The 26049-nt window shown below is 50.1% G+C and carries 28 protein-coding genes; 5 read left to right on the forward strand and 23 right to left on the reverse strand.

Going from position 1 to position 26049, the window contains the following annotated elements:
* Positions 1 to 5: 5 nt before the first annotated feature.
* The 5 genes from HPT30_RS15115 to HPT30_RS15135 form a co-directional block, all read right to left on the reverse strand.
* Positions 6 to 551, reverse strand: a complete 546-nt coding sequence (locus tag HPT30_RS15115) for a DJ-1/PfpI family protein (RefSeq protein WP_175372181.1) — start codon at positions 549 to 551, stop codon at positions 6 to 8.
* A 241-nt stretch (positions 552 to 792) separates the two neighbouring features.
* Entirely contained in the window at positions 793 to 1893 is a 1101-nt protein-coding gene (locus HPT30_RS15120) for a GerAB/ArcD/ProY family transporter (RefSeq protein WP_175372182.1), read from the reverse strand.
* 35 nt (positions 1894 to 1928) lie between these two features.
* Positions 1929 to 2132: a hypothetical protein gene (locus tag HPT30_RS15125; protein WP_175372183.1), complete on the reverse strand. Its 204-nt coding sequence runs from the start codon at positions 2130 to 2132 to the stop codon at positions 1929 to 1931.
* 1 nt (position 2133) lies between these two features.
* Positions 2134 to 3288, reverse strand: coding sequence for a Ger(x)C family spore germination protein (locus HPT30_RS15130; RefSeq protein WP_175372184.1), 1155 nt, complete (start codon positions 3286 to 3288; stop codon positions 2134 to 2136).
* A complete protein-coding gene (locus HPT30_RS15135) occupies positions 3285 to 4847 on the reverse strand; it encodes a spore germination protein (RefSeq protein ID WP_217622393.1) in 1563 nt (520 codons plus the stop codon). The genes HPT30_RS15130 and HPT30_RS15135 overlap by 4 nt, the downstream gene beginning before the upstream one ends.
* A gap of 212 nt (positions 4848 to 5059) precedes the next feature.
* Here HPT30_RS15135 and HPT30_RS15140 point away from each other — a divergent pair, with 212 nt between their 5' ends.
* Positions 5060 to 5380, forward strand: a complete 321-nt coding sequence (locus HPT30_RS15140) for an MGMT family protein (RefSeq protein ID WP_175372185.1) — start codon at positions 5060 to 5062, stop codon at positions 5378 to 5380.
* Here HPT30_RS15140 and HPT30_RS15145 read toward each other — a convergent pair.
* The 7 genes from HPT30_RS15145 to HPT30_RS15175 form a co-directional block, all read right to left on the reverse strand.
* Entirely contained in the window at positions 5377 to 6075 is a 699-nt protein-coding gene (locus HPT30_RS15145) for a DUF1361 domain-containing protein (RefSeq protein ID WP_175372186.1), read from the reverse strand. The genes HPT30_RS15140 and HPT30_RS15145 overlap by 4 nt on opposite strands.
* A 156-nt stretch (positions 6076 to 6231) precedes the next feature.
* Positions 6232 to 7995, reverse strand: a complete 1764-nt coding sequence (locus HPT30_RS15150) for a SulP family inorganic anion transporter (RefSeq protein WP_175372187.1) — start codon at positions 7993 to 7995, stop codon at positions 6232 to 6234.
* A gap of 112 nt (positions 7996 to 8107) precedes the next feature.
* Positions 8108 to 8434 (reverse strand): ArsR/SmtB family transcription factor, encoded by a 327-nt coding sequence (locus HPT30_RS15155; RefSeq protein WP_175372188.1) that lies wholly within the window; start codon positions 8432 to 8434, stop codon positions 8108 to 8110.
* 116 nt (positions 8435 to 8550) lie between these two features.
* Entirely contained in the window at positions 8551 to 8928 is a 378-nt protein-coding gene (locus tag HPT30_RS15160) for a hypothetical protein (protein WP_175372189.1), read from the reverse strand.
* A gap of 129 nt (positions 8929 to 9057) precedes the next feature.
* Complete coding sequence (locus tag HPT30_RS15165; protein WP_175372190.1) at positions 9058 to 9351, reverse strand: putative quinol monooxygenase; 294 nt, start codon at positions 9349 to 9351, stop codon at positions 9058 to 9060.
* A gap of 17 nt (positions 9352 to 9368) precedes the next feature.
* Positions 9369 to 10004 carry a nitroreductase family protein gene (locus tag HPT30_RS15170; protein WP_175372191.1) on the reverse strand — a complete coding sequence of 212 codons (636 nt, stop codon included), beginning with the start codon at positions 10002 to 10004 and terminating at the stop codon, positions 9369 to 9371.
* Between the two features lie 35 nt (positions 10005 to 10039).
* A complete protein-coding gene (locus HPT30_RS15175) occupies positions 10040 to 10483 on the reverse strand; it encodes a MarR family winged helix-turn-helix transcriptional regulator (protein ID WP_175372192.1) in 444 nt (147 codons plus the stop codon).
* Between the two features lie 148 nt (positions 10484 to 10631).
* On the opposite strand from HPT30_RS15175, the gene HPT30_RS15180 reads away from it, so the two are divergent.
* Positions 10632 to 11414, forward strand: a complete 783-nt coding sequence (locus tag HPT30_RS15180) for a carbon-nitrogen family hydrolase (RefSeq protein ID WP_175372193.1) — start codon at positions 10632 to 10634, stop codon at positions 11412 to 11414.
* A gap of 107 nt (positions 11415 to 11521) precedes the next feature.
* Here HPT30_RS15180 and HPT30_RS15185 read toward each other — a convergent pair whose 3' ends face one another.
* Positions 11522 to 12442, reverse strand: coding sequence for a lipoate--protein ligase family protein (locus HPT30_RS15185; protein WP_175372194.1), 921 nt, complete (start codon positions 12440 to 12442; stop codon positions 11522 to 11524).
* Positions 12443 to 12672: 230 nt separating this feature from the next.
* Here HPT30_RS15185 and HPT30_RS15190 point away from each other — a divergent pair, with 230 nt between their 5' ends.
* Positions 12673 to 13557: a CHAD domain-containing protein gene (locus tag HPT30_RS15190; RefSeq protein ID WP_175372195.1), complete on the forward strand. Its 885-nt coding sequence runs from the start codon at positions 12673 to 12675 to the stop codon at positions 13555 to 13557.
* Between the two features lie 72 nt (positions 13558 to 13629).
* Here HPT30_RS15190 and HPT30_RS15195 read toward each other — a convergent pair whose 3' ends face one another.
* From HPT30_RS15195 to HPT30_RS15225, 7 genes are all read right to left on the reverse strand, one after another.
* Positions 13630 to 13968, reverse strand: a complete 339-nt coding sequence (locus tag HPT30_RS15195; protein WP_175372196.1) for a thioredoxin family protein — start codon at positions 13966 to 13968, stop codon at positions 13630 to 13632.
* A gap of 2 nt (positions 13969 to 13970) precedes the next feature.
* Complete coding sequence (locus HPT30_RS15200; RefSeq protein ID WP_175372197.1) at positions 13971 to 14363, reverse strand: MerR family transcriptional regulator; 393 nt, start codon at positions 14361 to 14363, stop codon at positions 13971 to 13973.
* A gap of 94 nt (positions 14364 to 14457) precedes the next feature.
* On the reverse strand, positions 14458 to 15663 hold the full coding sequence (locus tag HPT30_RS15205) for a Ger(x)C family spore germination protein (RefSeq protein WP_175372198.1): 1206 nt from the start codon (positions 15661 to 15663) through the stop codon (positions 14458 to 14460).
* A complete protein-coding gene (locus HPT30_RS15210; RefSeq protein ID WP_175372199.1) occupies positions 15660 to 16745 on the reverse strand; it encodes a GerAB/ArcD/ProY family transporter in 1086 nt (361 codons plus the stop codon). The genes HPT30_RS15205 and HPT30_RS15210 overlap by 4 nt, the downstream gene beginning before the upstream one ends.
* A gap of 39 nt (positions 16746 to 16784) precedes the next feature.
* Positions 16785 to 18557 (reverse strand): spore germination protein, encoded by a 1773-nt coding sequence (locus HPT30_RS15215; protein WP_175372266.1) that lies wholly within the window; start codon positions 18555 to 18557, stop codon positions 16785 to 16787.
* A gap of 144 nt (positions 18558 to 18701) precedes the next feature.
* A complete protein-coding gene (locus tag HPT30_RS15220) occupies positions 18702 to 19337 on the reverse strand; it encodes a ThuA domain-containing protein (RefSeq protein WP_217622394.1) in 636 nt (211 codons plus the stop codon).
* Between the two features lie 44 nt (positions 19338 to 19381).
* A complete protein-coding gene (locus HPT30_RS15225; RefSeq protein WP_175372200.1) occupies positions 19382 to 20104 on the reverse strand; it encodes an SDR family NAD(P)-dependent oxidoreductase in 723 nt (240 codons plus the stop codon).
* A 232-nt stretch (positions 20105 to 20336) separates the two neighbouring features.
* On the opposite strand from HPT30_RS15225, the gene ytxJ reads away from it, so the two are divergent.
* Both ytxJ and HPT30_RS15235 read left to right on the forward strand, forming a co-directional pair.
* Entirely contained in the window at positions 20337 to 20663 is a 327-nt protein-coding gene (ytxJ, locus tag HPT30_RS15230; RefSeq protein ID WP_175372201.1) for a bacillithiol system redox-active protein YtxJ, read from the forward strand.
* On the forward strand, positions 20660 to 20902 hold the full coding sequence (locus tag HPT30_RS15235) for a glutaredoxin family protein (protein ID WP_175372202.1): 243 nt from the start codon (positions 20660 to 20662) through the stop codon (positions 20900 to 20902). Before ytxJ ends, HPT30_RS15235 begins: the two co-directional genes overlap by 4 nt.
* A gap of 74 nt (positions 20903 to 20976) precedes the next feature.
* Here the strand turns inward: HPT30_RS15235 and HPT30_RS15240 are convergent, their stop codons facing one another.
* The 3 genes from HPT30_RS15240 to kdpB all read right to left on the reverse strand — a co-directional run bounded on the left by HPT30_RS15240 (position 20977) and on the right by kdpB (position 26046).
* Complete coding sequence (locus HPT30_RS15240; protein WP_175372203.1) at positions 20977 to 23316, reverse strand: histidine kinase; 2340 nt, start codon at positions 23314 to 23316, stop codon at positions 20977 to 20979.
* Between the two features lie 84 nt (positions 23317 to 23400).
* Entirely contained in the window at positions 23401 to 23979 is a 579-nt protein-coding gene (gene kdpC / locus HPT30_RS15245; RefSeq protein WP_175372204.1) for a potassium-transporting ATPase subunit KdpC, read from the reverse strand.
* Between the two features lie 33 nt (positions 23980 to 24012).
* The gene (gene kdpB / locus HPT30_RS15250; protein WP_175372205.1) at positions 24013 to 26046 is read right to left on the reverse strand and encodes a potassium-transporting ATPase subunit KdpB; all 2034 of its coding nucleotides are present in this window, start codon (positions 26044 to 26046) and stop codon (positions 24013 to 24015) included.
* Positions 26047 to 26049 lie beyond the last annotated feature (3 nt).

A 26049-nucleotide genomic window follows, 5' to 3' on the forward strand; every position in this document is an offset into this window, starting at 1 on the left:
TACGCTCACACGGTTTTGAAATATTTGAAGAAATCTATCGTCTCCTGATAATCCGCCTTATCCTTGTAGATGTTCATGAGCTTACCCAGTTCAAGGGCAAAATCCACATATCCATTAGGCAGGGCTGTCACTATATTCCGATCTACCATTACATTCGCTCCCGAAGTCGCTCCAGAGTTTTCCTCTTCCACACCAGCATTCGTAACAAATGACCTGTTGTTCAAAATGCCTGCGGCCTTGAGTACCGATACACCACCGCAAATGCCGCCAATGGCCTTCCCGGCCGCGTCCAGATCACGGAGCAGTTTAAGTAAGGTTTCCTCTTTGACAATCTCCTCTGTCTCGCCACCAGGGATAATCAGAAGAGCAATATCTTGGACGTTTACCTCTTGAAGCGTCTTTGCCGGATTCACGGAGAAGCCCTCGCAGGAATTCACTGGTGAAGACCCGAGACCTAACGTGTAAACCTCACCTTGCGTTTTCATAAAATAAGCAGCCAGCACAATCTCAAACTGCACGTAGCTGTCATAGATAAGAATATATGTATTCAATATATAAAGACTCCTTTCCACTGTATAGAAATCTTTCACATCATACTTGTCTATAAGTATAGCTATTTTACATAAACATTGGAAATACGAAAAAAGCATCCTCTTTTTCAATCGAACATGACCAAAGTCAACGCTCTCTATACTGTTGTTCACTATTTGCGATTCGTCAAAACCAAAGGAAGTGGGGTGATCCTGTGGTCGCTATTCACCTTCCTTACTACTCCTATGCTGAGTTCTTTTACTATGGTGCTGATTCCTTCTGCTTGCCTTTACTGGCGACGATCTCAGCAACAATCCATAATAGAAGGGGAAAGAAAACCTGAAACGGGAGAGCGTATATTTTATAAGTATGGTAGGCAAAATTCTGCATCTGCATAATATCCTGATAGATGAAATCAGCCAGATAGACCATAAGAAGTCCCAATTGCAGCACAACAGACCGATAGCTCTTCAGCTTGAACACTTTGGCAACGCCTATACTGGCTACATAAAGGCACAGACTCACTTTGATATACAGCGCCGTGACAAAGAGAATCGCTGAGGAGCCCTCGATCCGGGTCAGGAAATCACCCACATTGATTCGGCTGACCGCCACGTAAGCCGGAAAATACAGGCTGGATAAAATATCCGGACCCAGTATCAGAAGATTACGGAAGATGACCACCATGATAACTCCTCCGCCCATGAGCAGTCCGCTGAAAAACACTTTTTTCGCCGAACCCTTTCCCGGCAGTGCCCGCAATACACCGAGAAAAATCACAATCTCACCGAACGGAAACGTGAACAGGCCCATAGCATCGGCCAGGATTGGACCCCAACCTGAATCAAGGACAGGCTTCAGATGGTGATATTCGAATTTAGGTATGGCCAGAATTTGCAGAAGAAAAAGGATCATAATTGTAAATAGCAGCAGAAACTTGGCACTTCGTCCCAACACCTCAATCCCCGAATAAACCGTCCAGACGCACAGTAGTCCGATACAGAGCATCGGTGCAATCATCGGAGTTTCTGTCAGGGCCACCGTCTCACTGAATTCGCCAAAATTCCGCAGCACCAGCGCTCCCAAATGCAGAGCATACCATATATATGTACAGGAAATAATTCGCCCGGCAATGCCGCCAAACATGGCAATCAGCATGTCGAACAGATTCTTACCCGGAAAAAGAACATGGAGCCTTGCATACACAAACATTAGAGGGACTGATAGGCTCATAGCGATCAACAGGGAAATCCAGGCACTGTTACCCGATCTCCCCGTCACCCCCATAAATAATGAGCTGCCGATAATAAACAGAACCGCGATACTGATAGACTGTCCTGACGGCAAAATCTCTTTATTCATACCTATCGCCCCCCTCCTTTTTCCCGGCAATTCAATTAATAAAAATGACTGACCAAGTTCACAATTACCGGGGAAGGACTAGGAACCTTCCAGTGCATGGACAGCGCAAACGCAATGCAGAAGGATACCAGACATAAGGCAGAGCACACATAGAAATCACGTTTCATCCCCCGCTTCAAGAGTCCATATGGATCGAGTAGCACAATAACCGCATACGCTAATACAACAAAGGCCCCCATATTAATCCCCTATCTTTATAGATCTTGTAGTTTTGGCGCTGCTGTTGATGGTAACCTGAGACCGGACAACGACCGCAAGCTTACTGAATTCATTGCTCCAATCCTTATTTATCTTTTTCCAGGTGGAAGGCATATTCTCATGGATTTTCTCCCCGAAACCAAACACATCGGCATGATATTCTTTCTGAACTTTGTGAATTAGATTCGTAATGTTCTCCTGCAGGATCTCCTCCGCACGTTCTTCAATAGCTTTCTTGGCGTCAAAATGGGTGAATCCATTTGAAGTCATCACTTCATCCAAATTCATTTGGGTCTCCATGTCGACCTGTATCTGCAGTTTGTCATGAATCCAGGAGGGGCGGACCTTCGTTCTGCTGGACTGAATCTCAAGAGAGTAAACCGGATGTCCATCACCGGCATCTACCGGGAGAACACCACCCTTCACCTTGTCCTGGGCAAACAGCATGTATTTGCTCTCCGTTCCACTAAGCATGCCTACCATCTTGTCCTTGGAAAACACAGCTGTTCCGCTGACTCGCTCATTTCCCCGCCCATCCGCCCTGTGAACATAGATGAGCGGTGCCATCGCACTTTTCCCGGAGGACTCCAACTTGTCGATGAAGTCCCAAATTTCAACTACTGGAGCTGTACTGCTGTTTCGCTCATCCAGCATCATCTGCGCAAGCTCGAACGACATGATCGATTCCGAGGTACTATTCATCATCAAAATTTCCCGGGCTGTCTTCTCTTTCGAGACGAATATGTATACATCAGACCTTGTTCCCGTATCTCTGCTGTACCAGTCAATCACCTTGACCATCCCTTCCCGGGCAATCTCCTCACTGAGAATAATGACCTTGGCATGGCTCCAGAACAGCTTTTTACCAGTCATGCTGATCATATTCCTGACAATGTCGAACATCGTATCTCCGGCAAGCGTAAGAATTTTGAAACCTGCCTGTGTCTGTTGAAGTCCGCCCTTTGTGTCCACCATCTCTACTGTAAGCAGCAGTTTTCCGCTCTTCTCATCCTTGTCCAGAGCTACGCCCGCAACGATAGACATGTCATCCACTTCCTTGTAGTTCCAGCAGCCGAAGAGACTGAGAAGAGGCAAGAGCGACAACAGAATAAACAGCACACGTCCAAGTCTGATCATGACCTTTTTCCTTTTTTGTCCATTGGCTTTCTGCGCATATTACGTGCCCCGATCATAGCCGGACGCAGGTACATATCCCACCACGGCGCCCGAATAATGGTATCTTTAATGTCTTGCGCCCGGATCGAGCCTACCCCGAGCATATAGGACACTCCGAAGGAACGCATGCTCATTAGGTGGATCACAAGACCAAGTAACCCAAAGAAATAACCGTAGATCCCCAGAAAAAAGGACATCAGCAGCAGCACTACTCTGACCACGATTAGCGGCCCGGTGAGCCTGGGATTCAATAGTGTCGTTATGCCGGTCAGACCCACTACAATAACCATCGGTGCACTCACAATTCGGGCATCTACCGCTGCCTGACCCAGCACCAGCGCTCCTACAATGCTGACTGCCTGTCCAATGGAAGTGGGAATTCTGGCTCCTGCCTCACGCAGAATCTCGAATATCGTCAACATAATCAGCGCCTCAACAATGCTGGGAAAAGGAACGGACAATCGTGCAGTAGCAATACTAAGAAGCAATTGTGTGGGCAGCATCTCCTGACTGAACGTAACCAAAGCTACATATACTGCCGGGATACTGATGGACATAAAAGCACCCAATATCCGCAGAATCCGGTTAAACGAGGTGAAATAATAATTGAGATAATAATCCTCACTTGCCTGAAAGTTCTCTACAAATACATAGGGCAGGGTCAGGGCGAACGGGCTGCCCTCTATCATTATCGCGAACCGTCCCTCCATAATTTTGCTGACTACGGCATCCGGGCGTTCGGTGCTGCCAAGCATCTCGAATGGAGAATACGGCTCATCCCTGATTAACTCTGCGAGATAGCCTGTGTCCAGGATATGGTCAATCTCTACACGGGCAAGCCTCTCTTGAAGCTCCTTAAGAATATCTGGCGAAGCCAGACTTTCCATATAGCAGAGACAGGTCTGTGTTTTGGAGCGTGTTCCGATCTCACAAAATATAAATTTCAAATCCGCATTCTGCACCCTTCTTCGAATCAGTGTCAGGTTCACCAGCAGCGACTCTGTAAAGCCTTCCCGCGGCCCCCTTACCCCCTTCTCCGTCAGCGGCTCGGTAATCGCCCGGGTCTCCCACCCTTGAGCGTTAATATTAAGTGCACCTGCACAACCATCCAACAGAAAAAGCGTCTTGCCTGCTACAATTGCACTAATTAGCTCATCCAGCTTCAATGCAACAACTACATCACTGATCTGTATAACCTGTGTTCGGATATTCTCCATCAGATGCTCCGGACTATAATGCTCAGCCCCAGTAAAAAGCGCTTCTGTTACGGGTCTGATAATTCCATCCTGAATCAGTTCCCGGTCAATCATACCGTCAATATATACAAGTCCGAATCGGACTCTTCCAAATTGCTTGTTCTCCATCACTCTGATACGGAGGGTTCCGTCATTGCTGAATATCTGCCGCAGCCGAGCCAATGTCTCGTCGAGCGACTGGCCTAGTTCCTGTTCGGACACAGCAGTAGTCGAAGAATGGGGCAACGCTGAGTTACGGTTGTCATCGGATTTCGAGCTCTTCACGCCAGTCACTCCTGTCAGTGCTTTTGTTGAAATTATCCCCTGAGGCTCTTTATCCTATGCACCAAAATTATACTTTCATAGAACAGCCACACCCGGATTTTCACAAAAAAAAAGCCGCAGCAGCGACCGCTCGACCATAGCAATATGATCCAGTAAGATATAATAAATAATAAATATTAATTATGTATTATTTCATTGAAGGAGTTCTGATAATGACACCATTCACCAAACAGGTCATAGAAGTTATACAGTCTATTCCCGAGGGCAAGGTCATGACCTATGGCGGAGTCGCCCGGGCTGCTGGCAGCCCGAGAGCCGCGAGACAGGTTGTCCGCATTCTACATTCCATGAGCCGTAAATACAAGCTGCCTTGGCACCGGGTAGTGAATGCCAAGGGCATGATTGCTTTGACCGAGGATGAGGCTGGTACGATGCAGCGCCTTTATCTCCAGGATGAAGGTATTCTGTTCGACCTAAAGGGCGCAATTGATTTGGAACAGTTCCAATATCAGCCTGAGCTTGGGATCGACTAAAACCTGCTTTTAGAGCGCCCCCGTCTCTCCCCATTCCCCAGCACATTCAGCAGACAATACATTGTTGCATAAATCACCAGCAGCACCAGCGCTATGAACAGGCTGAAAAAGACGGATTGCCGGTTCAAGCTGTCAAGTACAAGTTGATAAAGCTGGTGCCTGTCGGTAAGTACATCCCAACTGTTGAGCCGGTACACCCTGCCAAGCAAAACCCCGTATCCACCCAGCACACAGGCCGCCAGGACGAATATCCAGGAGAGTAGCAAATTACTTTTACGGTAGATCACGGCCTGAAATTGATATAGCGAGAAGAACCCTGTCAGCCAGCCACTCCAGGTGAACAGCAGCAGCATGACCATATCGTACCAGTACCGGTTCTGAATCACTCCGTGGACAATATATCTCCCCTTCTGGGCCGTCAAGTGTACAAGGTCAGTCATTAGATACGGCGCGTTCGGGAAAAACAGCAGCCAGGCCACTCCCAGCGGAAGCAGCCATATTCCCCCGATCCTCCTCTTATCCAGCTCATGGGCAGCCATTGAGAACAGAAAGGGAATCCAGGCCAGGAACAGATTCCAGATCAGAAAAGCATAGAACGAGTCGGTCTGAAGCGATACCACACGGTATACCCCTAGCGTAGCCACTGACAGACCGGCCAACAGCAAGAATACTTTTGAATAATTCAGTTCCTTCATAAGGCACAGTCTCCTTATCTTCTGGGTTCTAAACGTTCAATTACCCTACATTGTACAAATTTGTAACACAGTAGTCTATGCCAAAAAGGACTGTTCGCTAAGCCACCATGGCCTGTAACAGTCCTTTTTGTATGTTAATGGGGACATTCTTCCCTGTCAGACTTCAAGCCCGCCGCGCTTTATTTGTCCGGCGACTACCCGCTGCTGCCGAATTTCTATCGGAAGGGAGAATGCGCTGCATTCCCTGAAAGCTGCATGCCGACAGCCGGCGCATTTGCCATAATCGATCGCCCCAAGTGCTTGATTGATGGCTTCTCCTGTATGTTCGTAGAACTGTTCCTCACCGATCTGATCATAAAGTCCGGTTCGCTTCAGCAGCTCGAGAGGCTGGGACTGGATGCCGGAAATCATTAGGGTCCCTCCCGAAGCGTGAAGCTGTTTCACTAGCGTCACGAGGTTCGCTTCTCCTGTCGTGTCCATCAAAGGAACCTTGCCCATCCGCAGCAGAATAATTCCGGGCTGTCCCGCACCGGGTTCCGGCAGGGTATTGTCAAATCGGTATGCTGCGCCAAAAAACAACGGCCCTTCCACATTGTAGATGCCGATCTGCGGACAGTCATGGTGCTCCGATACCATATGAGCTTCTACCTTTACCGAAGACGGGTCAGGTAATACCTTGGAGACCCGATGAACCTCACCCATCCGCTTCACGAAGAGAACCACAGCCAGCACCAGCCCCACCTCTACGGCGAGGGTCAAGTCAGCAAACACGGTCAATAGAAAGGTAGTGACCAGAACGAGGGAGTCCCCCGTTCTGGTCTTCAGCAAATGCAGGAATTCTTTGCGCTCACTCATGTTCCAGGCCACAACCATCAGGATCGGAGCCATGGCTGCAAGCGGAATGGTTGAAGCATATGGCGCCAGCAGCAGCAGAATCAGAAATACGACCACACCGTGGACAATACCCGACACAGGAGAGACGGCGCCATTCTTAATATTGGTTGCCGTTCTGGCAATTGCCCCTGTTGCTGGGATGCCTCCGAACAGCGGCGCTGCGATATTCGCAATCCCCTGTCCAATCAACTCACGGTTACTATTATGGCGTTCCCCCGTCATCCCATCCGCTACCACCGCTGATAGCAGCGATTCGATGGCGCCAAGCATGGCGATAACGAACGCTGGACGGATAAGCGACTTGATGCGCTCCCAGGTTATAAGGGGGATGTGGAAGCTCGGTAATGTACCTGGGATCTCCCCATACGCCGAGCCGATAGTTGCCACCTTGCCGTTGAAAAAAAGAACAGCCATAACCGTTGCGCACAGGAGGCCGATCAAAGAGCCCGGAACCTTCGGAGCAAAGTGGAGAGTCAGAAGAACCGCTGCAAGACATACGACTGCAGTCAAGATACTGTACATGTTAGCCGTCGAGAGGTGCTGGCCGATCTCTCTCATGTTGTCTACAAAGCCTTCGTGCCTCTTCATGTCTTGCAGCCCTAGGAAGCTGCCAATCTGCCCGCTGAAGATAATGACGGCAATGCCTGCCGTAAAACCTATCGTTACCGGCTTCGGAATAAACTTGATCAGAACGCCTAGCCGGAGGATTCCCATAAGAACAAGAATAACGCCTGCCATCATCCCGGCAATCAGCAGGTTCTCATATCCATACTGCATCCCGATAGCGAACAAAATGGGAATAAATGCTCCTGTCGGACCGCCAATCTGGAACTTGGAACCTCCCAGCAGCGAGATCAGAATTCCCGCTATAATCGTGGTATAGATCCCATATTCCGGCTTGACACCCGAAGCAATAGCAAAAGCCATTCCGAGCGGAATGGCAATAACACCGACAATGATTCCCGAGATGACATCTTTACGCAGAGAAGCAAGGCTGTAGCCCTCGAACCGACCCCATCCTATCATGATCCAACCTTCTTTTCTTTTATCTGAATATTTGATTATTTGAATATAAAAAAACATTACTCCTGCGCGACGCTCTTGTCAACGCAAAAATAATGTTCAGTATACTTTGCTGCTATTCACCGCGCATGCCTTCCAGAAGGGAGATCGCATTGACCAGATGGTTATCGAAAATTTGCCTCGCTACAGCCAAAAGATCCTTAATAAGAGGGTCACGAAGAGAGTAAATCACGGAGGTGCCTTCCTTCACACTGACGACTACATTCTTCGCACGCAGAACGGCTAGCTGCTGGGATACAGCAGAACCTTCCGAACCCAGAATGGCTTGCAATTCGTTCACATTCTTCTCACCTTCACTCAGAAGCTCCAGAATGCGGATACGCATCGGATGGGCCAGCGCCTTGAAAAACTCCGTCTTAAATTGCTGAATTTCGTAGTTCATAGACATTTTCTCCTCGAATAGCATTACTTCTGAAATCTATTGCTATCATAGCATAGCCTTATCGTGTCATAAACTACCGGCCCCGAAATGTGGTTTATTCTATCTCCCTCTTTCAGCTAAACAACAATCGGATAAATGCCAGGTTCTTTCACTGAAATACTAACAAAGATCCCCAAGGCCATTGGTTCGCCCAGGCTCTCGAACATCAGTACACTTTCACCAAGCCGCAGATAGCCCGTTCCGTCCTCGTCGATATCCTCCAGAACACCGGTAAAGACAACCCTGTCCCCATCCATGGCAATCCCGGCCACCCCCTTGTCAGCAGGAACGATATCCATCCATCGCATGAAGAGCTGGGTCAGCTCGAACTCCACGTTGATCTCTTCCAGCGGAGTTGCATGTGCACCATGCCAAATCCCCCGGCCTTCCCCGTATGCTGAAGTGAAGAAAATTTCATTCTTCCTGAGCCCGTTCCGGGCCACTGTTATTCTCATTTCATAATCTCCATCCGTATAAGTATTCAACATTATTATACATGAGCCTTGGAACGTAGGGGATTCTTGGCATAGAAAAAAGATGTCCCCGCCTTGGCAGCATGGGACATCCCTTGATTCGTAATCCTTTTATTTTACCTGCTCCGCATTGTAGACCTTAACATCCAGCGGTGCGGACAGGAAATCGCCCGCCTGACCGGAAAATCCTGTGAAATGACTACTGGCATTATGGGTCGCTACGGCCTCTGCATCGCGCCAGGTTTCCACCATGATGAATACATTGTCCTGTCCAGATTGCTCGTACAGCTCGTAGGAGAGGTTGCCTTCTTCTGTCTGTGATGAGGAAATCAGAGGCTTAACCTCTGTCAGGAACTGCTCGCGGCGCTCCGGCTTCACATGAAAAACTGCATGAATAATAATCATCTTCTGTCAGCTCCTTCTTATTTCCACTGGGCAACTTTTTCAATAGGCAGACGAACCGAAGCATAACCTGCATCCGCGGCTTTACCGATAGAGATCAGCATAACTGGAACATAACGTTCTTTATCAAGTCCGAAGGCTTCAGCAATTTGGTCTTTCTCATAACCACCGATAGGATTGGTGTCATAGCCATGTGCATGGGCCACCAGCATCAATTGCATGGACACAAGTCCGCCATCAATCAGCACGGTATCCTTTTTAACTTCACGCGGCAGCGTTGGGAAATGGTTACTCAAGACACTCATTTGTCTTTCTTTTACTTCTGCTGGCATGAAGCCACGCTCCACGGCGGCACTGAAAATCTCCTCCGCGTAATCAAAGTTGTTCAAATCCCCAAAGACGGCAATCACAGCTGCAGAAGTCTCCACCTGGGATTGATTGAATTTAGCCAGCGGCGCCAGGGTGGCTTTGCCTTCTTCACTCTCAATGACAAGAAAACGCCAAGGCTGCAAATTGACTGAAGACGGTGCAAGCGTCGCTTCGGTCAAAATTTGCGTCATCTCTTCCTTGCTGATTTTGACCGAAGGATCATACTTGCGAATAGAGCGGCGGCCAGTGATAATGGCTTTGAAATCGTTAAGTTGTGTATTGTTCATGTGATGAATCTCCTTTGATTGATATAGGATGTGATCTACAGTTGCTTAATATTCTGCTGCATCCGGGTCAGCATATCGATAAGTGCGGTTCGCTCCTCCGGTGTGATGCTGCTGAATAAGTTACTGATAAAATTCTTCTTTTCTTCGCATAACGAGGCAATTCTCCCCCGTCCTGCCTCTGTGAGGGAGACCAGGGTAACCCTGTTATCTTCAGGATTGTTGCGCCTAGTAATCATGCCGCACTCCTCCAGCCCTTTCAGGTGGCGAGTAACAGCGGCCCCATCTATATCCACTTCCTTTTGCAAGAAAGACTGGCTAATCTCATCGCCATCGTACAGCTCATGAAGAAGGCGAAGCCGGGTCGGACTAATGTTCACCAACCGCTCAAACTTTGGACTAATAGCTTTGCTGAGGCTTTGCAGCAGCTCGAAAATCTGCTCTTCCTCGGGGTATTGTTCAGGCAAAATATACCTCCCCATTCCATTGAATTGTGCACAATCAATCAGACGATAATTATATTACTCATAATTCATTGACCTGTCAACCAATAAGGTCACACACCAAAAATAGGGTTGCTTTTATCGACAGGGAATTCTATAGTCTTGAACTAAGGAGGAGGATCTGTGAATGAAGATAGCCCTTATTCAGCTTGATATAGCATTTGGTAATCCTGAGGCTAATTATGCTGCGGCAGAACGTAAAATTCGGGCGGCGGCGGAAGACAAGCCCGACTGCCTGATTCTCCCCGAGCTGTGGACGACGGGATATGACCTGACCCGGCTTGGAGAGATCGCCGATCCGGAAGGACGCACTACCAAGCAATTTATATCTGCACTTGCCAAACAATACAGCATTAACATTGTGGCAGGTTCCGTAGCTAACAGACATCCCGGCGGCGGTGTGACCAATAGTATGTTCATTTTTAACCGTCAGGGTGAGCTGGCCGGGGAATACAGCAAGCTCCATCTGTTCCGGCTGATGGATGAGCATCTCTATCTTCAGCCAGGGGAAGCCAAAGGCTTGTTCACTCTGGACGGAGCATCCTGTGCCGGACTGATCTGCTACGATATTCGCTTCCCCGAATGGATTCGTGCCCACACCGTGCAAGGCGCCGAGATACTCTTCATCAGCGCCGAATGGCCGCTGCCGCGCCTGTCCCACTGGCGGGCGCTGCTGATCAGCCGCGCAATCGAGAACCAATGTTACGTCGTTGCCTGCAACCGGGCCGGAAGTGATCCGGCGAATACCTTTGCAGGACATTCCATGATCATTGATCCTTGGGGTGAAGTCGTCTGCGAAGCTGCTGAAGGTGAGGAGATCGTTAGCGGTGTGATTGACTGGCAGAAGGTGCGTGAGGTACGGGCGCAGATCCCGGTGTTCTCGGACAGACGGCCTGATCTATACGTCTAAATTTAAAAGCAACCCATGTTGCATACATACAGGAAGGGCGTTACAAGCACTGGTTTCTAACCAGTCCTCCGTAACGCCCTTCCTGTGTACTCTGTAATTTATCATATCTACAACTGAGAATAACGTTCCCGCAGCATTTGTGCGGTATCTTTAACACGCTGGTCGGTGTATTCCAGCTTATATCCCGTCTCCCGCTCTAGCCTGCCGGAAGGGATCAGCTCTGTCGCCCTGCGAGCCAAGGCCTCTCTGATCCCGCTACAGAAAGCCGCGGTGGTCGTTGGTCCGCCCAGCTCGCCCAGCCCGGCGATGGTCTCCGGGCGCACCTGCGGATAAGATAAGCCGTGCTCCCCTGCGGCTGCGTCCTCATAGAAGCTGCGAATTAGTTCGCCTCGCTCCTGTCCCGAGCCGGAGACTACGACAAAGGCATGCACGAAGTAGGCCTGGCTCTGTCTGCGCTGGGCAATCCCGCAGAATTTGCGGCCGCCAATGGAGAGGTCGAAATCCCCCGGACAATAGGAGCCTACGACCTCCTTCGCCACAATCTGTGTCGCTGCCTCAGGATGACTTACGGCTACGGCTTCCGTAATTATTGCCGCCAGTAGCCGGAAATCGTCATGAAAGTCCTGCTTGCCGCGGCTTTTGGGCAGGATCAGGGACACGTTCACAATTCCGGCGTCCAATGGTACGGCCGCGCCGCCAGAATGCCGGACAGCCGTGCGGATGCCACGGCTCTCCAGCTTGTCCATTGTCCTGGCAGCCCCAGGCAGCTTGCTGTCCCGCAGTCCCAGGGCTACCCCGCCCGGATGGGTCCAGAGATGCAAAGAGGGGAGAATCAGGCCCGCGCCCACATCCCGGCATAACATCTCTTCAAAGGAGAACGGGAGCAACAAATCGCCACTTAGCGCGGAGGCCGGATACCGGCCCTCTCCGTTATTATCTTCTTCGAGCAAATGCTCAAACAGCCCCATAACCGGCGGAAGCGGGCTTCCTTCCCCTTCAGTTTTCTTATCCATTGGTATCCTGTTCATGAATAACCCCCGAGCGCAGTTATATGCTATATTCTGCCGTAATCATAATCTCATTGTAACCCATCTGCCTGCCCTCGCGAAGCTTGAAAAGAGCCTTCAATCACGCTATCCTTAGCCATCGAGTTTAAATCACATAATCCTTGAATCTGACTCAACCTTAGGAATCTAATTAAGTTGACTTTTGGGTAATACTATATCAAACAACTAATAACATTCAGGAGTGGTGCCGCATGACAGCCGAACAGGCTCGTAAGGGCAGGCCGGCAAGCCAAACAGAGCAATGGGAGCACGCGCTGAATCTGCTGTATTTCAACTTTCAAGATTATAGCAAGGAAGCGCTCCGCAAATTTGATGACGAGGATATCCATCAGGCCAGAGTGAACTGTCGCAAGCTCCTGACTCTGTTAGCCATACTTGATCCGAAGCATTCTTCTGGCCTGTACCCTATATTCAAAAAAGCCCAGAAACGGCTAGGTAAGGTCCGGGATGCCGATGTGCTAATCCAGTCGTTCAAGGAAAGAAGACAGCAGGCCAAGGCCGATGGCAAGCCCAAGACGGTCAAACTGCTAACAGCTGTCATCAAGCATCAAAAACACACGCGGAAAAAGTACCGTGAACAACTGGCCCAGGATCTGCCGAAGCTGACCAATTCTGCCCTGGACGAGCGATGGGCGGTTTTCCTGAGTACGCAATTAGAGAGCATGGTCGCAAGAAGAGATGCCAATGTGGTGATGCGTGAGCTAGAGGTAGCTTTTGAGCAGAGGAAACAAGCCTGTAAAGGCCTTTTCAAAGACCTGTCTTCTCCATCAGAAGAGGCTTTCGAGACACTCCACAAGCTGCGGATTGCTGCTAAGGAACTGCGGTACACGGCCGGAGCGGCCGCTTTTACACTGGACCCGAAGTTTCAGGCCGATGAGGGCATCTATAAAGACGTTCAGGCACAGCTGGGGGAAATCAACGATAAGCGGATCTGGTTACAGACCTTGAATGAGATTGGCCGGAAAAAACTTGATGTTGGTAAAAAAACTTGGGAAGCCTTCACGGGTGAACTGCGGGCAGAGGTGCTGGAGGCATTGCAGCATAATCGTGTACTTCCTGTCGGGGATAGCAAATAAACTCTGCACAAGTATTCCAAAAAAGGCGTGAAAGACAGGTTATCATCCTGCCCTTCACGCCTCTAACTTAGTTTAATGATTTGCTTTCGCACCGCTATATTTATTCAACACACCTTGGTAGACAGCTTTTGGCTGAAGACCGACCAGCTTTTCCATCGGCTGACCGTCCTTGTAGACAATCACTGTGGGCAGCCCCATCACTTTAGCTTCCGAAGCCAGCTCCGGCAGATTGTCACAATTGACCTTGGCGATGGTTACCTCTTCCCTATACTCTCCGTCCAGCTCCTCCAGCAATGGCAGCAAAACCTTGCAAGGCGGGCACCAGGGTGCTCCGTAATCTACCAGCACTACACCTTCACCGCTTAGTTTTGACCGCAGACTATCAGCTTTCTCTACCTCCAGAATAGCCATACTTATTCCCTCCCATGTTCCTTATCTATAAGGATATCCTGATCATGCTGTTCTTCCAGAATCGAAGATATCCGCTGCTCCAGATTCAGCTTGATCTGGTTCAATTGCAGGATCTGCTTTTCAATCTCTTCCAGTTTACTTTGGTACACCGGCATCACTTCCGCACAGAAGGACTCTTTATTCTTCAGTACACAATTCAGGAAACCGGCAATCTCCTCCGTGGATAATCCAAGATTCAAATACAATTTGATGCTCTCCACAGTCTCTATAGCAAGCGGCGAATATTCCCGATAACCGTTGGCCTGACGGACCGGTGCAATTAAGCCCTGACTTTCATAATAACGCAATGAACGGACACTAACACCTGTCTGGCGTGCAAGCTCACCTATTTTCATGGCATTCTCCCCGGGTTCATGAGAAATGGTCTACACATAGTATAAACCCTCACATCAGTGTGAGGGTCAATCTATTTTTTTGAAAAGAAACCTCCTAATCCGATGTTGTGCTTGAGGCCCCATAATCTTCAATATTCAGCTTTACCTCATAAGTAATCGGCACACTACTGAAGACCGTATCCCAGTTCGTCTTCACTTTGTTCCATACGGACGGATGCTGAATCTGCAGACTCTTACCGAATCCGGCAACATCTGCCTGGAGTTCATGCTGCATTTTGCGCACAGTGTTCTTGACCATATCCTGCACCTTCTTCTCCAGTGTCTCTCTCGCCTTCCGTATGGTTCCACCCACCAGCCTCTCTCCGCCGGCAAAGTAAGCCTCGGCAATTCTGCCTTTCGATTCTATGAGGACGTGGAAGGCGATCTTGTCTCCATTTACGCTGGCCTTGATCTTGCTGTCCATCCCTGTAATCTCATACGTGACGAGCTTGTTATTGTCAGAACTGTAGGTTTTGACGGAACCGCCCTCCCCTTTTCCTGTTAGCCAGACCAATCCATCCAGTTCCGCTTCGTCCAGGAAACCGCCGAGCTTTCCGGTAGATCCCTTGATAACCGCTACTCCCGAAAACTTGGTTTCCTTGCCCGATACAACCACATTTTGCAGGGCAAAGCTGGTATGACCGTGCAGCGGACCTACCACCTTCGCCATCGATACAGGCTCCCATATCCTTGTGATCCTCCTCCGGTTATTGAAGGTTCCATTCAGCACAAAAGCAGGGGTCTGACCCGGGAGCGAATCGCGAAAGACCTCTCGCGCCTTGCCTTTACTGATGAACAGCAGCACACTTGGCCGAATATCGTTATCTCTGCTGAAGAATTCAATGAGTTCGGAGAGCTTCGTTGTCCGTGCAAGCTCTTCTCCAATGACAATGGTCTTCAAATGATGGCCGATGGGAAGGCGATTGGATCGCAGAGAGAGCTCACGTACTGCCTCAAAGATAGAATCGCCAGTCTGCGTAGCATTATAGTAGTTTTTGGACTGGGCTCCCTCCTTTTTGGAACCGATAGCACCTTGAGGAATGAGAAATTGATAGGTACAGGAAACTTTATTTCGCTTCGGGTATTCTCCGCCTTTCTGCGCAAGATCCTGCTCAGTCTCCGTTTCTTCCGCGACATCCAGAGCGACTCCCGCTTCCAGGTTAACATCCTCAATCGGCGAGCTACTCCAACAGGAAGAGAGCAGCAGACAAGCAACGATCAGCAGACTCAGACTACTGCCTTGCTTCAACAAATGCTTCATGAGCGTGCCCCCCTAAGACGTGCAATGATTAATAGCGGCAGCGGCAGCACCCCGAACAGAAAGAATGACCAGTTGCCAATTCCTGCACCAAAGGCAAATAGCCCATTCAGACTACGAGGAATTTCTGTCACGATATATATAACGGGAAGCAGGGCAAATAAACAGTGGTTCAGAGGGATCTTCGTCAATTGTGACAACCCGAGTGCTGCTCCATAGAAGGCAATGCAGAAGGTGCAAAAAATCTGCATAATCCAGATGGTCAGCCATAAGGATTCGAAACGCTCGAACACCAGATAGTTCACTTCAAAGCTGCGAATAAGGTCAATGAAAGGCCATGTCCGGGTAACCACACCATCTACAGAAAAGGCTCCGATACAAAGTACAACTGCCACAATGTAAAAAACCATAGCGATTAGTGTAGCAGAAACAACTACCTTCATCGTCTTTTTCGGCTTATCCATAAAAGCAACCAGAAAGAGTAGGGCTTCCCCAGAGGTAAAGGTCAGGGCCGTTGGCTTAATAGACCGCCAAACCGGACTCATGCCCTGCCCCAGTACAGGGCGCAAATTGTTGATATCGAAGACCTGCAGACTGAGCAGACTCACGCCAAAGAACACGGTCCAGGTAATGGGAATCATCAACCGGCACATGCGAGAGATCGCATTGATCCCTCCCCTGCATAGATAAAGGGCGACCCACATGAAGATACCGGCAATAGCCCAACCAGGTGTTCCTTCCAGCAGAATAAAGACAGTCACTTCCTGCACATTACGCATCTCATAGCTGCCAATACACACAAAGTAACCAATGAGCACCACTCCCAGCAGGATTGCCAGCGGACGACCGATAATCTTCCCACTGTATTGATAAATGGTCTGCCCAGGGAAGCGCTGGCTGAGTCTGGCAATAATCAGTCCTGTAATCATGGAGAGTAGCCCTCCAAGGATTACAGAAATCCAGACATCAGGGGTTCCTGCCCGCTCAACAGTGGTCCGAGGAAGGGTAAACACACCTGCTGCAAGTACATAGTTCACCACAATAATGATTAACTCGGTCGTTGTTATCCGGTCCCTCGTTTCCATATTTAAGCCTTTCACCTCCGTTGCTTTGATTAAGTTTGCTTAGCCTTTCCGGATCGGGTCTTTCGGCTTCAATAGCGCAGGGCGGCGCTTAAGCAGATGCAGCGGCAGCCTGATAATAAAATCCTTCCAGTCCCTTAGATGAGAGGGCACCATCAACCCCAAATAAGGTACCCCAAAGCTCTTCAGCCTGATTAAATGACTGCTCAGTAGCAGAAAGAACATGATAACACCGTACATCCCGAACACCGCTGCGAAGAACATCGCCACGAAGCGCAGCAGCCGCAGAGTGATACCCGCACTGTACATCGGCATGGCGAAGGAAGAGATGGCTGTAACTGCAACGACGATTACGAGAATAGGGCTGACAATTCCCGCCTCTACCGCAGCCTGACCGATGATCAGACCGCCGACGATCCCCATTGCCGGGCCAATCGGCTTGGGCAGCCGCAGACCCGCCTCCCTTAGTATTTCAATGGATACCTCCATAATCAGCGCCTCAATTAACGAGGGAAAGGGGACGCCCTGACGGGAACTGATGATAGATATCACCAGCTTGGTCGGAATTAGACCGGGATGAAAAGAAAGAAAGGATATATACAAAGCCGGGGCAAACAAAGAGACTAATGCCGCGAAGAACCGCAATGTCCGTAGCAGAGACCCTGCCATCCAGCGGTCAAAATAATCTTCGGGCGATTGCAGCAGCATCCCGAACGTCACCGGCATAATCAAGGCAAAGGGGGTCCCATCCAGCAAGATCGCAGCTCTTCCCTCCAGCATGGCAGCCATTACACGGTCAGGTCGTTCGGTATTCTGAATCTGTTGAAAGGGACTAAGAAAGTCATCCTCGATCAGTTGCTCTACAAAACCGGACTCTTGTACATCATCAATATCTATCGTGAGCAGCCTGCGTTTGATCTCCTCCACCAGTGCCTCATTGGCTATATCCCGGATATAGGTGAGAACAAGCTCCTTCTCCACTCTTTTGCCTACGGTAAAAGAAATCATTGCCAGTTCCGTGTTCTGCCCATGCCTTCTCAGCATGGCCGTATTATCACTGAGCGTCTCATTAAAGCCAATACGCGAACCTCGCAGTAGCGCTTCAGATACCGGCTCTTCCCCGCCTCTTGTTCTGCCTTTGGGCGTGCCCAGCACGAACAATTCCTTCATGCCGTCCACCATCAGCACAGCAGAACCAAACAGTACCTTTTTCAGTGATTTTACCGGATCAATAGTGTACTCAATCTCCGAGACATGAATGATTCGCTCAACAATAATCCGTTTCAGTTCCTCCGCTTCTGGTGCCTCGGTCATCCCTTCAAAGGGTAGAACCGCATTCATCAATGGCCTCAGGATGTTGCGGTCCATGCTGTCCTTGTCCGTCAAGCCATCCACGAACAGCAGCACAGCCTTGATCTGTAGAGCTCCGATACGTAGCTCTCTGATATTTACATCCGCCATATCGCTGCTGATCTCCTTGAATAACCGAAGGTCCTTGTCAACATTGCCTGTATAGGATTGGTCTGGATTCTCTTGTTCATCATTATTTCCAGATCCACCACTGTCATCTTTTCCTGCAATGAATGTAGTTTTGTTCGACTTCGTACCTTCTGCACCTTTTGTGCCTTTTAAAGAAGTTGCTCCACCATCCTTGTTTAAGGCGGCTTTAGCTTTCTGGCCCCGTTTGCTGACTTTCCCCTCAAATGTTCTGATCCAATCCACTGTCAGTGTGATAACTATGGGGACAATCAGAAGAATAAGTCCCTGGAACATGACGCTCCAGCCGGGGAACCACCCCGTGATCACGCTCCACATCATTACCGCCTCCTGCTTAAGAGCTGTAGCCATATTTTCACCAAAGCAGGATTATTCATGCACACATACAAAAAGAGTCCAGTCTGCGGGGATTCCACAGCTGGACTCTTTCCAGGGTCATACTATCTTATAACCGTATGATAACTATAGCCGGGCCGCAGCCCATAATCCGCTCCGCAGGATCAATTGGCGGAACGGCTCTACCGAGAAGGATGGCAGATGATGTCCAGGCATGAGATAGACGACACGCCCTTGGCCGAATCCATGACACCAAGCCGCTTCTCTCGTAGCTCCTTCATGGAGATACTGCGCCAGCACCGTTGTCTTGAAATGCGGCTGCATTTCAAAATAATACGGCTCATCGTCAATAGCGAATGCCTCGATGCCCTGCACAATCGGATGATCCGGCTGCGGGAATTCGATTTGGAGCGTCGTATATTCTGGATGGTGGGTGAAATATCCGCCCAGCACCGTGCCAAGCTCCTGCGTACGCTGCATGGAGATTCCGTTATGTACGACAAGGAGTCCGCCTCCTCCGGCGACAAAAGAAATCAGAGCCGCGGTTTGCTGTGGAGAAAGCGGCTGATCTGAAAATTCGGTATAAGAAATGATAAGTTCATAGCCAGCCAGGGTCTCGGGATTCAGAGAATCTAGGTCCTCGGTGCAATGCACCTCCACCTCACCTCTGAAGATATCTTCAAATTCACGATCTACATCCTTGAACGGGTGATACTTTACATTGGAGTAGCTGCCCAAAGCTAGCGCTTTTATTGTAGTCATTTGTACACATCCTTAAGTTAGAATATTTACCTCTTCACTACAGCCTACCAAGGCCAAGGTTCGCCATCCAGATCCAGATACGCAGGCTCTTCGCTCAAATACTGCTTATGATTCTGTACCAGCGCCATAATTTTGTAGGCCGATTCTTCTGGCGTTGTAGTCGCATTCTCATCGATCTTCCCACCCATGTAGGTCTGGAGCCAGCCTGGATGGAAGATCATCACCTGTCCGCCCAGCTCCTTCAGATGATTGTGCAGCAGGGAGGACTGCATATTGAGCGCCGACTTGGACATACAGTAACCATACATGTTAGTGCGCTTGTTGCGACCAACACTGCCAGCCTCCGACGAGATGTTGACAATTAACTTCTGCTCGCTCTGAAGCAGCAGTCCCATCAGTGCGTTACTGACTCTTAGCGATCCAAGTGTATTGACATTATAGATACGCTGCATCGCTTCAATGTCCATATCCACCAGTATCGAAGCATAATCGGAGGATTGAATAATCCCTGCATTATTAATGATGATATCGACATGCCTTGTTCTGCTGGCAATCATTCTTGCAGCTCTCTTGACGCTGTCACTGTCCCCAATATCAAGCGGAACCAGATCCAATTGATTCGGGTATTGATCCTTAAGCGCTTTCAGAAAATCAGAATCTTCCAAGTATTGACCGGCAAATACCTGATACTGATTCTCCAGCAGCCAGCGGGTAAGAAACAGTCCAAGTCCCCGGTCCGCACCGGTAATACAAGCAACCTTATTCATTGCTTTGGTCACTCCCGTCGAATGGTAATTATTTCATTAACCCCCTCACCTTAGCATGCGAAAATAGATTTTTCAATACCTGCCGGACCATCCGCCGGAGCGGCCATTATAAACACGGATAATAATTTTTTTGCTTTAATTTTTAACTATGTTACAATCATGATTACAGGTTGCCAATCGCCCTGATAATGCCTTAAATTTAAATAAAAAAACGTACAGGAAGGTGATCCATTTGTCTATTCAACAACTGCATACACTGGATGATCTACAACAATATGTTGGGCAGCCAGGCAAGAAGCTGCTCTTCAAGCACAGCACAACCTGCCCGATCAGCGCCAAAGCGCATGAAGAATTCCAAGCCTTCCTTAAGGACTCGGACACTACAGCAGCCATCGTTCATGTCATTGAAGATCGCCCGGTCTCCAATCAAATTGCTGAAGATTTCGGCATTAAACATGAATCGCCACAGCTCTTCCTTCTTGAAGACAGCGAGGTCCGCTGGAATACCTCCCATTGGAAGATCACTAAAGACGCTATCAAAGAGGCTGTAAACCAATGAGCGAGCAAGTGATTGTCTATTCCACATCGGGCTGCAGCGACTGCAACCTGGTCAAGCAATTCCTTACTGAACAAGGCGTTCCCTTTGAAGTAAGAGACATCATGACCAGCGCTACTTATCAAGAAGAAGTTGAGAAACTGGGCTTCATGGGCATTCCAGTGACCGTATCCGGTACCCACGCGGTCAAAGGGTTCAACCACGAAGAACTTAAATCGCTGATTGAATCAGCTGCTAAATAATTTAATACATTAAGCATTATGTACTTTATACAAAAGGGGATCTCTCAAGCCATCAGGCTGCAGAGATCCCCTTTTTATTTTACCGGAGGCGAAGTTTCGGGCCTGTAATCGGCCGCAACCAGCACATCGACATGCCGGGCGGAACGGAGGATTTGCTTGGTCACATCGCCCCGCATCCATTTGCGAAGCCATGAACGTCTGGATTGCCCGATAATGATCTGCGTGCTTTGAAGAGCCTGCGACCTTTCTAGCAGCAGAGCGGCCACGCGGCCCGGAGCCGTAGCAGGGATTATTTTGAAAATACCCCCGAGACTTTCGGTCAGTTCCTTGAGTTTACGGATGCGCTCCTCCTGCGCGTCACTCCCCTGCTTGAATTCCTGGACATACGTAACGTACCAGCAAGCCTTAAGCCTATACGCAATTCGGAAGCCGCGGCGGATGAGCCGCTCGGCCTGATGCCCCAGGGTAATGCAGACATAAATAGCTTCCTTGCGCCGCCAAGGCCCCCGCAGCGATCCGTCACGCTCCCAAGCCTCCAGACGTTCATCAACATCGTCGGCAATTTCCCGCAGGGCCAGCTCTCGAAGGGCGATCAGGTTGCCGATTTTAAAGAAATTCCCCAGCGCCTGATCCACCTTGGCCATGTCATAAATCTTGCCCTCTTTCATCCGCTCTTGCAGCGCTCCGGGCGTCACATCAATCAGCTCTACTTCACTGGCCTGTTGAAGAATGCTATCGGGCACTGTCTCCCTTACCCGGACACCCGTGATTTGCTCAATAGAATCATTCAGGCTCTCCAGATGCTGTACATTTACGGTCGAAATAACCGAAATCCCTGCATTCAGCAATTCCAGAACATCCATATAACGTTTTCTATGCTTGCTGCCCGGTACATTGGTATGCGCCAGCTCATCCACCAACACCACTTCAGGGTTACGCCGGATGATCGCCTCCGTATCCATTTCCTCAAGTACCGTTCCCCGGTAATCCATCTGCAGACGGGGGACAGTGTCCAGATCAGCTACTTGTGCCAGCGTTTCCTTGCGGCCATGCGTTTCCAGCAGCCCGATGACAACATCGATTCCCCTCTTCAGGAGGTCATTACCTTCGCGCAGCATTTTGTAGGTCTTCCCTACACCGGGCGCCGCGCCAATGTACACCTTGAAGGTGCCGCGCCGAAAATCCTCGATTTTCTCCATCACTTCCTGATTGCTCAGTCGATGGTAAGCTTGCGCCTCCTGTTCACCACTGCGGCTTTGCCGGGTAGGAAGCACCCGCTCCCCCTCCACTTCCGCACGATCTGCCACAAAGAACACATCCACATTGCGGATCTGCTTCAACAGCGTGCTCGCGATCGATCCTTTCCAGAAGTCCTGCCATGCTGTTTGTTTGGAGTGGCCCATGACGATTCGTGTAACCTTGTTCTTCGTCGCGTGCTGCACTAACAGAAGAGGAATCTCTCTCCTCGAACGGAAGGGAATCTCCTTAATGGAAGCGCCAATTTTATCGGTCAGCTTCCATAACGAGCGCTTAAAGGTAGCTGCATTGGAGGGCATAGCAAGCCCCTCCTTCCAGAATGACACCACTTCCAGTTCTGCATTCAAACGCTTGGCAATCTGCTGCCCCCGGCGGATATGAATCGAGCCATTCCAGTAATACTGTGCGGAGACCAATACTTTCTCAGCGATGCCTGCTCCGCCCTGAAGCCCCTGCTCCTCCCTATGCTTCTCCAAGGAGTGATTCACATCCTCAGCGACAAGGCGGAGGGCCAGCTCCCGCAGCTTACCCAGACTGCCTTTATTGAACAGGTGAGTGCTGGCTTCTCCGCCCAGATGGCCCTCGGACAAGCGCTGGAGAATCTTCTCTGGGGTCACATCCACAAGCACCAGTTCATCGGCCAGAGTAAGTACATTCACCGGAACAAAATGTTCCACCTTCATCCCCGTCCATTGCCGGGCCAGCTCTGCGGCTCCCTCCACTTCATAGACATTCACTGTAGTGATGACACTGATGCCATGGCTCAGCAGGAACTGGATATCCTCCAGCCGCCCTGCCCGCTCGGCTCCCTCCCGATTCCGGTGTGCCGCGCCGTCCGTGAGCACAACCTCCGGGTTACGCTGCAAGATGGCTTCCATGTCCAGATCTTTCTTCTCTATCCCCTTCTTGTGCCAGTGGATGCTCGGGATCCGCTCCAGATCGCGGAGCTGATCCAGCGTCTCCGGACTTTGATGGGTGGAGACCGCACAGGTCACCACATCAATGCCCTGCGCTCTGAGCATCTGCCCCTCGCGCAGCATCTGATACGTCTTGCCCGACCCGCTTGCCGGGCCGATATAAATCTTCAGACGGCCGCGATGCAGCTCATATAAGGACAACAGCAGCTCCTCTGGTGTTTTTCTCCGGAATGTTCCCATGCAGATCCTCTCCCTTGCATAGCACAAGCACCCCAGCCCAATTACAGACCGACCTCGGGCGGGATGCTGACTTCTGACTTCACTCTATGGCTTCATCACTTTTTGCACATCCAAATTCAGCTCGAGCACGTTCACACGTTCTTCGCCGAACAATCCCAAATCACGTCCTTGTGTATGCGCGGCTACGAGCCGCTCCAGCTCCGCAGCCGGAATTCCTGTCAGCTGGCTAATTCGCGGAATCTGCACAGCCGCCGCAGCCGGGGAGATGTGGGGATCAAGCCCTGATCCCGAGTTGGTCACTAAATCTACTGGCAGCTTGTTCAAAGCGACATCGGGGTTGTCTTTTTGCCACTGTGCGATGAAATCCTTCGTACGCTTTAGCATATCGGGGTTGGAAGGCCCGTAGTTGTTCGAGCCGGAGGCCTCGGCTTTATACTCGATGCTCGACACCCGGCTGTGGAACAGACGCGGGTCTGTAAAGTTCTGACCGATCAGCTCCGAGCCAACAACAGCTCCAGCTTCATTTTTAATCAGACTACCGTTAGCTTGGGAAGGCATGAGCACCTGGGCAATAGCTGTTGTAGCCAGCGGATACACTCCCCCGCATAGCACAATGAATACCAGAGCAAGCCGCACTATGATAAAGAAATTAGAGTTTTTCATGACATCTCACCCTTTTCCTGATTTAATCAGCCGTTAGATCCATATACTTACAACCATATCAATCAGCTTAATACCTACGAACGGTACAACCACGCCACCGAAGCCGTAGATAAACAGGTTGCGGCCGAGTAGTCGGGAAGAACTCATTGGTTTGTACGACACCCCCCGCATAGCAAGAGGAATCAACAGCGGAATGATGATCGCATTGAAAATCAGTGCAGAGATAATGGCCGAGCTTGGCGAGCCAAGTCCCATAACATTAAGGACCTCCATCTCCGGGATCGCCAGGGTGAACATAGCCGGAATAATGGCAAAGTACTTGGCGATATCGTTCGCGATACTGAACGTCGTCAACGCCCCGCGTGTCATCAGCAATTGCTTCCCAATCGCGACTACCTCAATGATTTTGGAAGGATCAGAGTCCAGATCAACCATATTTGCCGCTTCCTTGGCTGCTGTGGTACCGCTGTTCATCGCCAGCCCGACGTCTGCCTGGGCCAGTGCAGGTGCATCATTCGTACCGTCACCGGTCATGGCCACCAATTTACCTTGCGCCTGTTCGCGGCGAATCACCTCAATTTTGTCCTCCGGTGTGCTCTCAGCAATAAAATCATCCACCCCGGCTTCACGGGCAATGGTGGCAGCGGTCAGCGGATTATCGCCAGTACACATAATTGTCTTAATCCCCATCTGCCGTAGCTCTTCGAACCGTTCCTTCATGCCAGGCTTAACGGTGTCCTTCAGGTAGATGAGTCCATAGATGCGGTTGTCTACGGCAACCGCAAGGGGAGTACCCCCCAGCCGGGCTATGTCATCGGAGCGGCTGTCCAGATCACCCGGAATCTGCCCACCCTTCGACAATACCCATTTTTTCACGGAATCAACGGCTCCCTTGCGCACACTGCGTCCGTCACGAAGGTCGATACCACTCATCCGGGTCTCTGCCTTGAATTCCACAAATTCACCGCCGTCCCCGAGGCTGCTGTCATAGCTGCGTTCCAGCTTCTTGGCGAGTTCAATCACGGACCGCCCCTCAGGTGTCTCATCCTTCAGGGAACTGATCGCAGCCCACGCCGTTAGATCGACTTCCGTCTCTTGACCCACAGGCACAAATTCACTTGCCATCCGGTTCCCGAAGGTAATGGTTCCGGTTTTATCCAGAATCATCGTATTGATATCCCCGGCAGCCTCAACTGCTTTCCCTGACATAGCCAGCACGTTGAACTGGGTGACCCGGTCCATACCCGCAATACCGATCGCCGAGAGCAGCCCGCCGATGGTTGTCGGGATCAGACAGACCAGCAGGGCAATCATGACCGGAATATCGAGCGCAATGCCCAAGTATCCGGCAATCGGCCTTAAGGTAACAACAACGATCAGAAAGATAATCGTCAGACTGATTAAGAGAGTGTTCAGCGCAATCTCGTTCGGCGTTTTCTGCCGTTTGGCCCCTTCTACAAGGGAGATCATACGGTCCAGGAATGATTCGCCGGGATCACTCGTAATCCTTACCTTGATCTCATCACTGACGACCCGGGTGCCCCCGGTAACGGAGCCAAAATCGCCGCCTGCTTCCTTGATAACCGGTGCCGACTCGCCAGTAATGGCCGATTCATCCACTGAAGCCAATCCCTCAATCACCTCACCGTCACCCGGGATTAGTTCCCCTTGGCTGACGACCACGATATCACCTTTACGCAGCTCAGAGGAAGAAACGGTCTTTATTGCCGTTCCGACCAGCTTATTAGCTGTAATATCCTGTTTGGTCTTCTTCAGCGAATCGGCCTGGGCCTTTCCGCGACCCTCGGCAAGCGCTTCGGCGAAATTAGCGAACAGAACGGTAAAGAGCAAAATGCAGAATACCGTAATGTTAAAACCCATCGACTGCTCGGCATGAAAGTATCCGGGTGCCAGCACCATAAGTAGAACGATGATGGTACCAATCTCGACTACGAACATTACCGGATTTTTCAGCAGAGTCACGGGGTTCAGCTTCACAAAACTATCTTTCACAGCACTGAGGAGTATCGGTCCGGTCAGCAGCTTTTTTCTTTTCGCAGTACTCATCTT

Origin of the sequence: Paenibacillus agri (genome assembly GCF_013359945.1) — a bacterium.
Classification (GTDB): Bacteria; Bacillota; Bacilli; order Paenibacillales; family Paenibacillaceae; genus Paenibacillus_AQ; species Paenibacillus_AQ agri.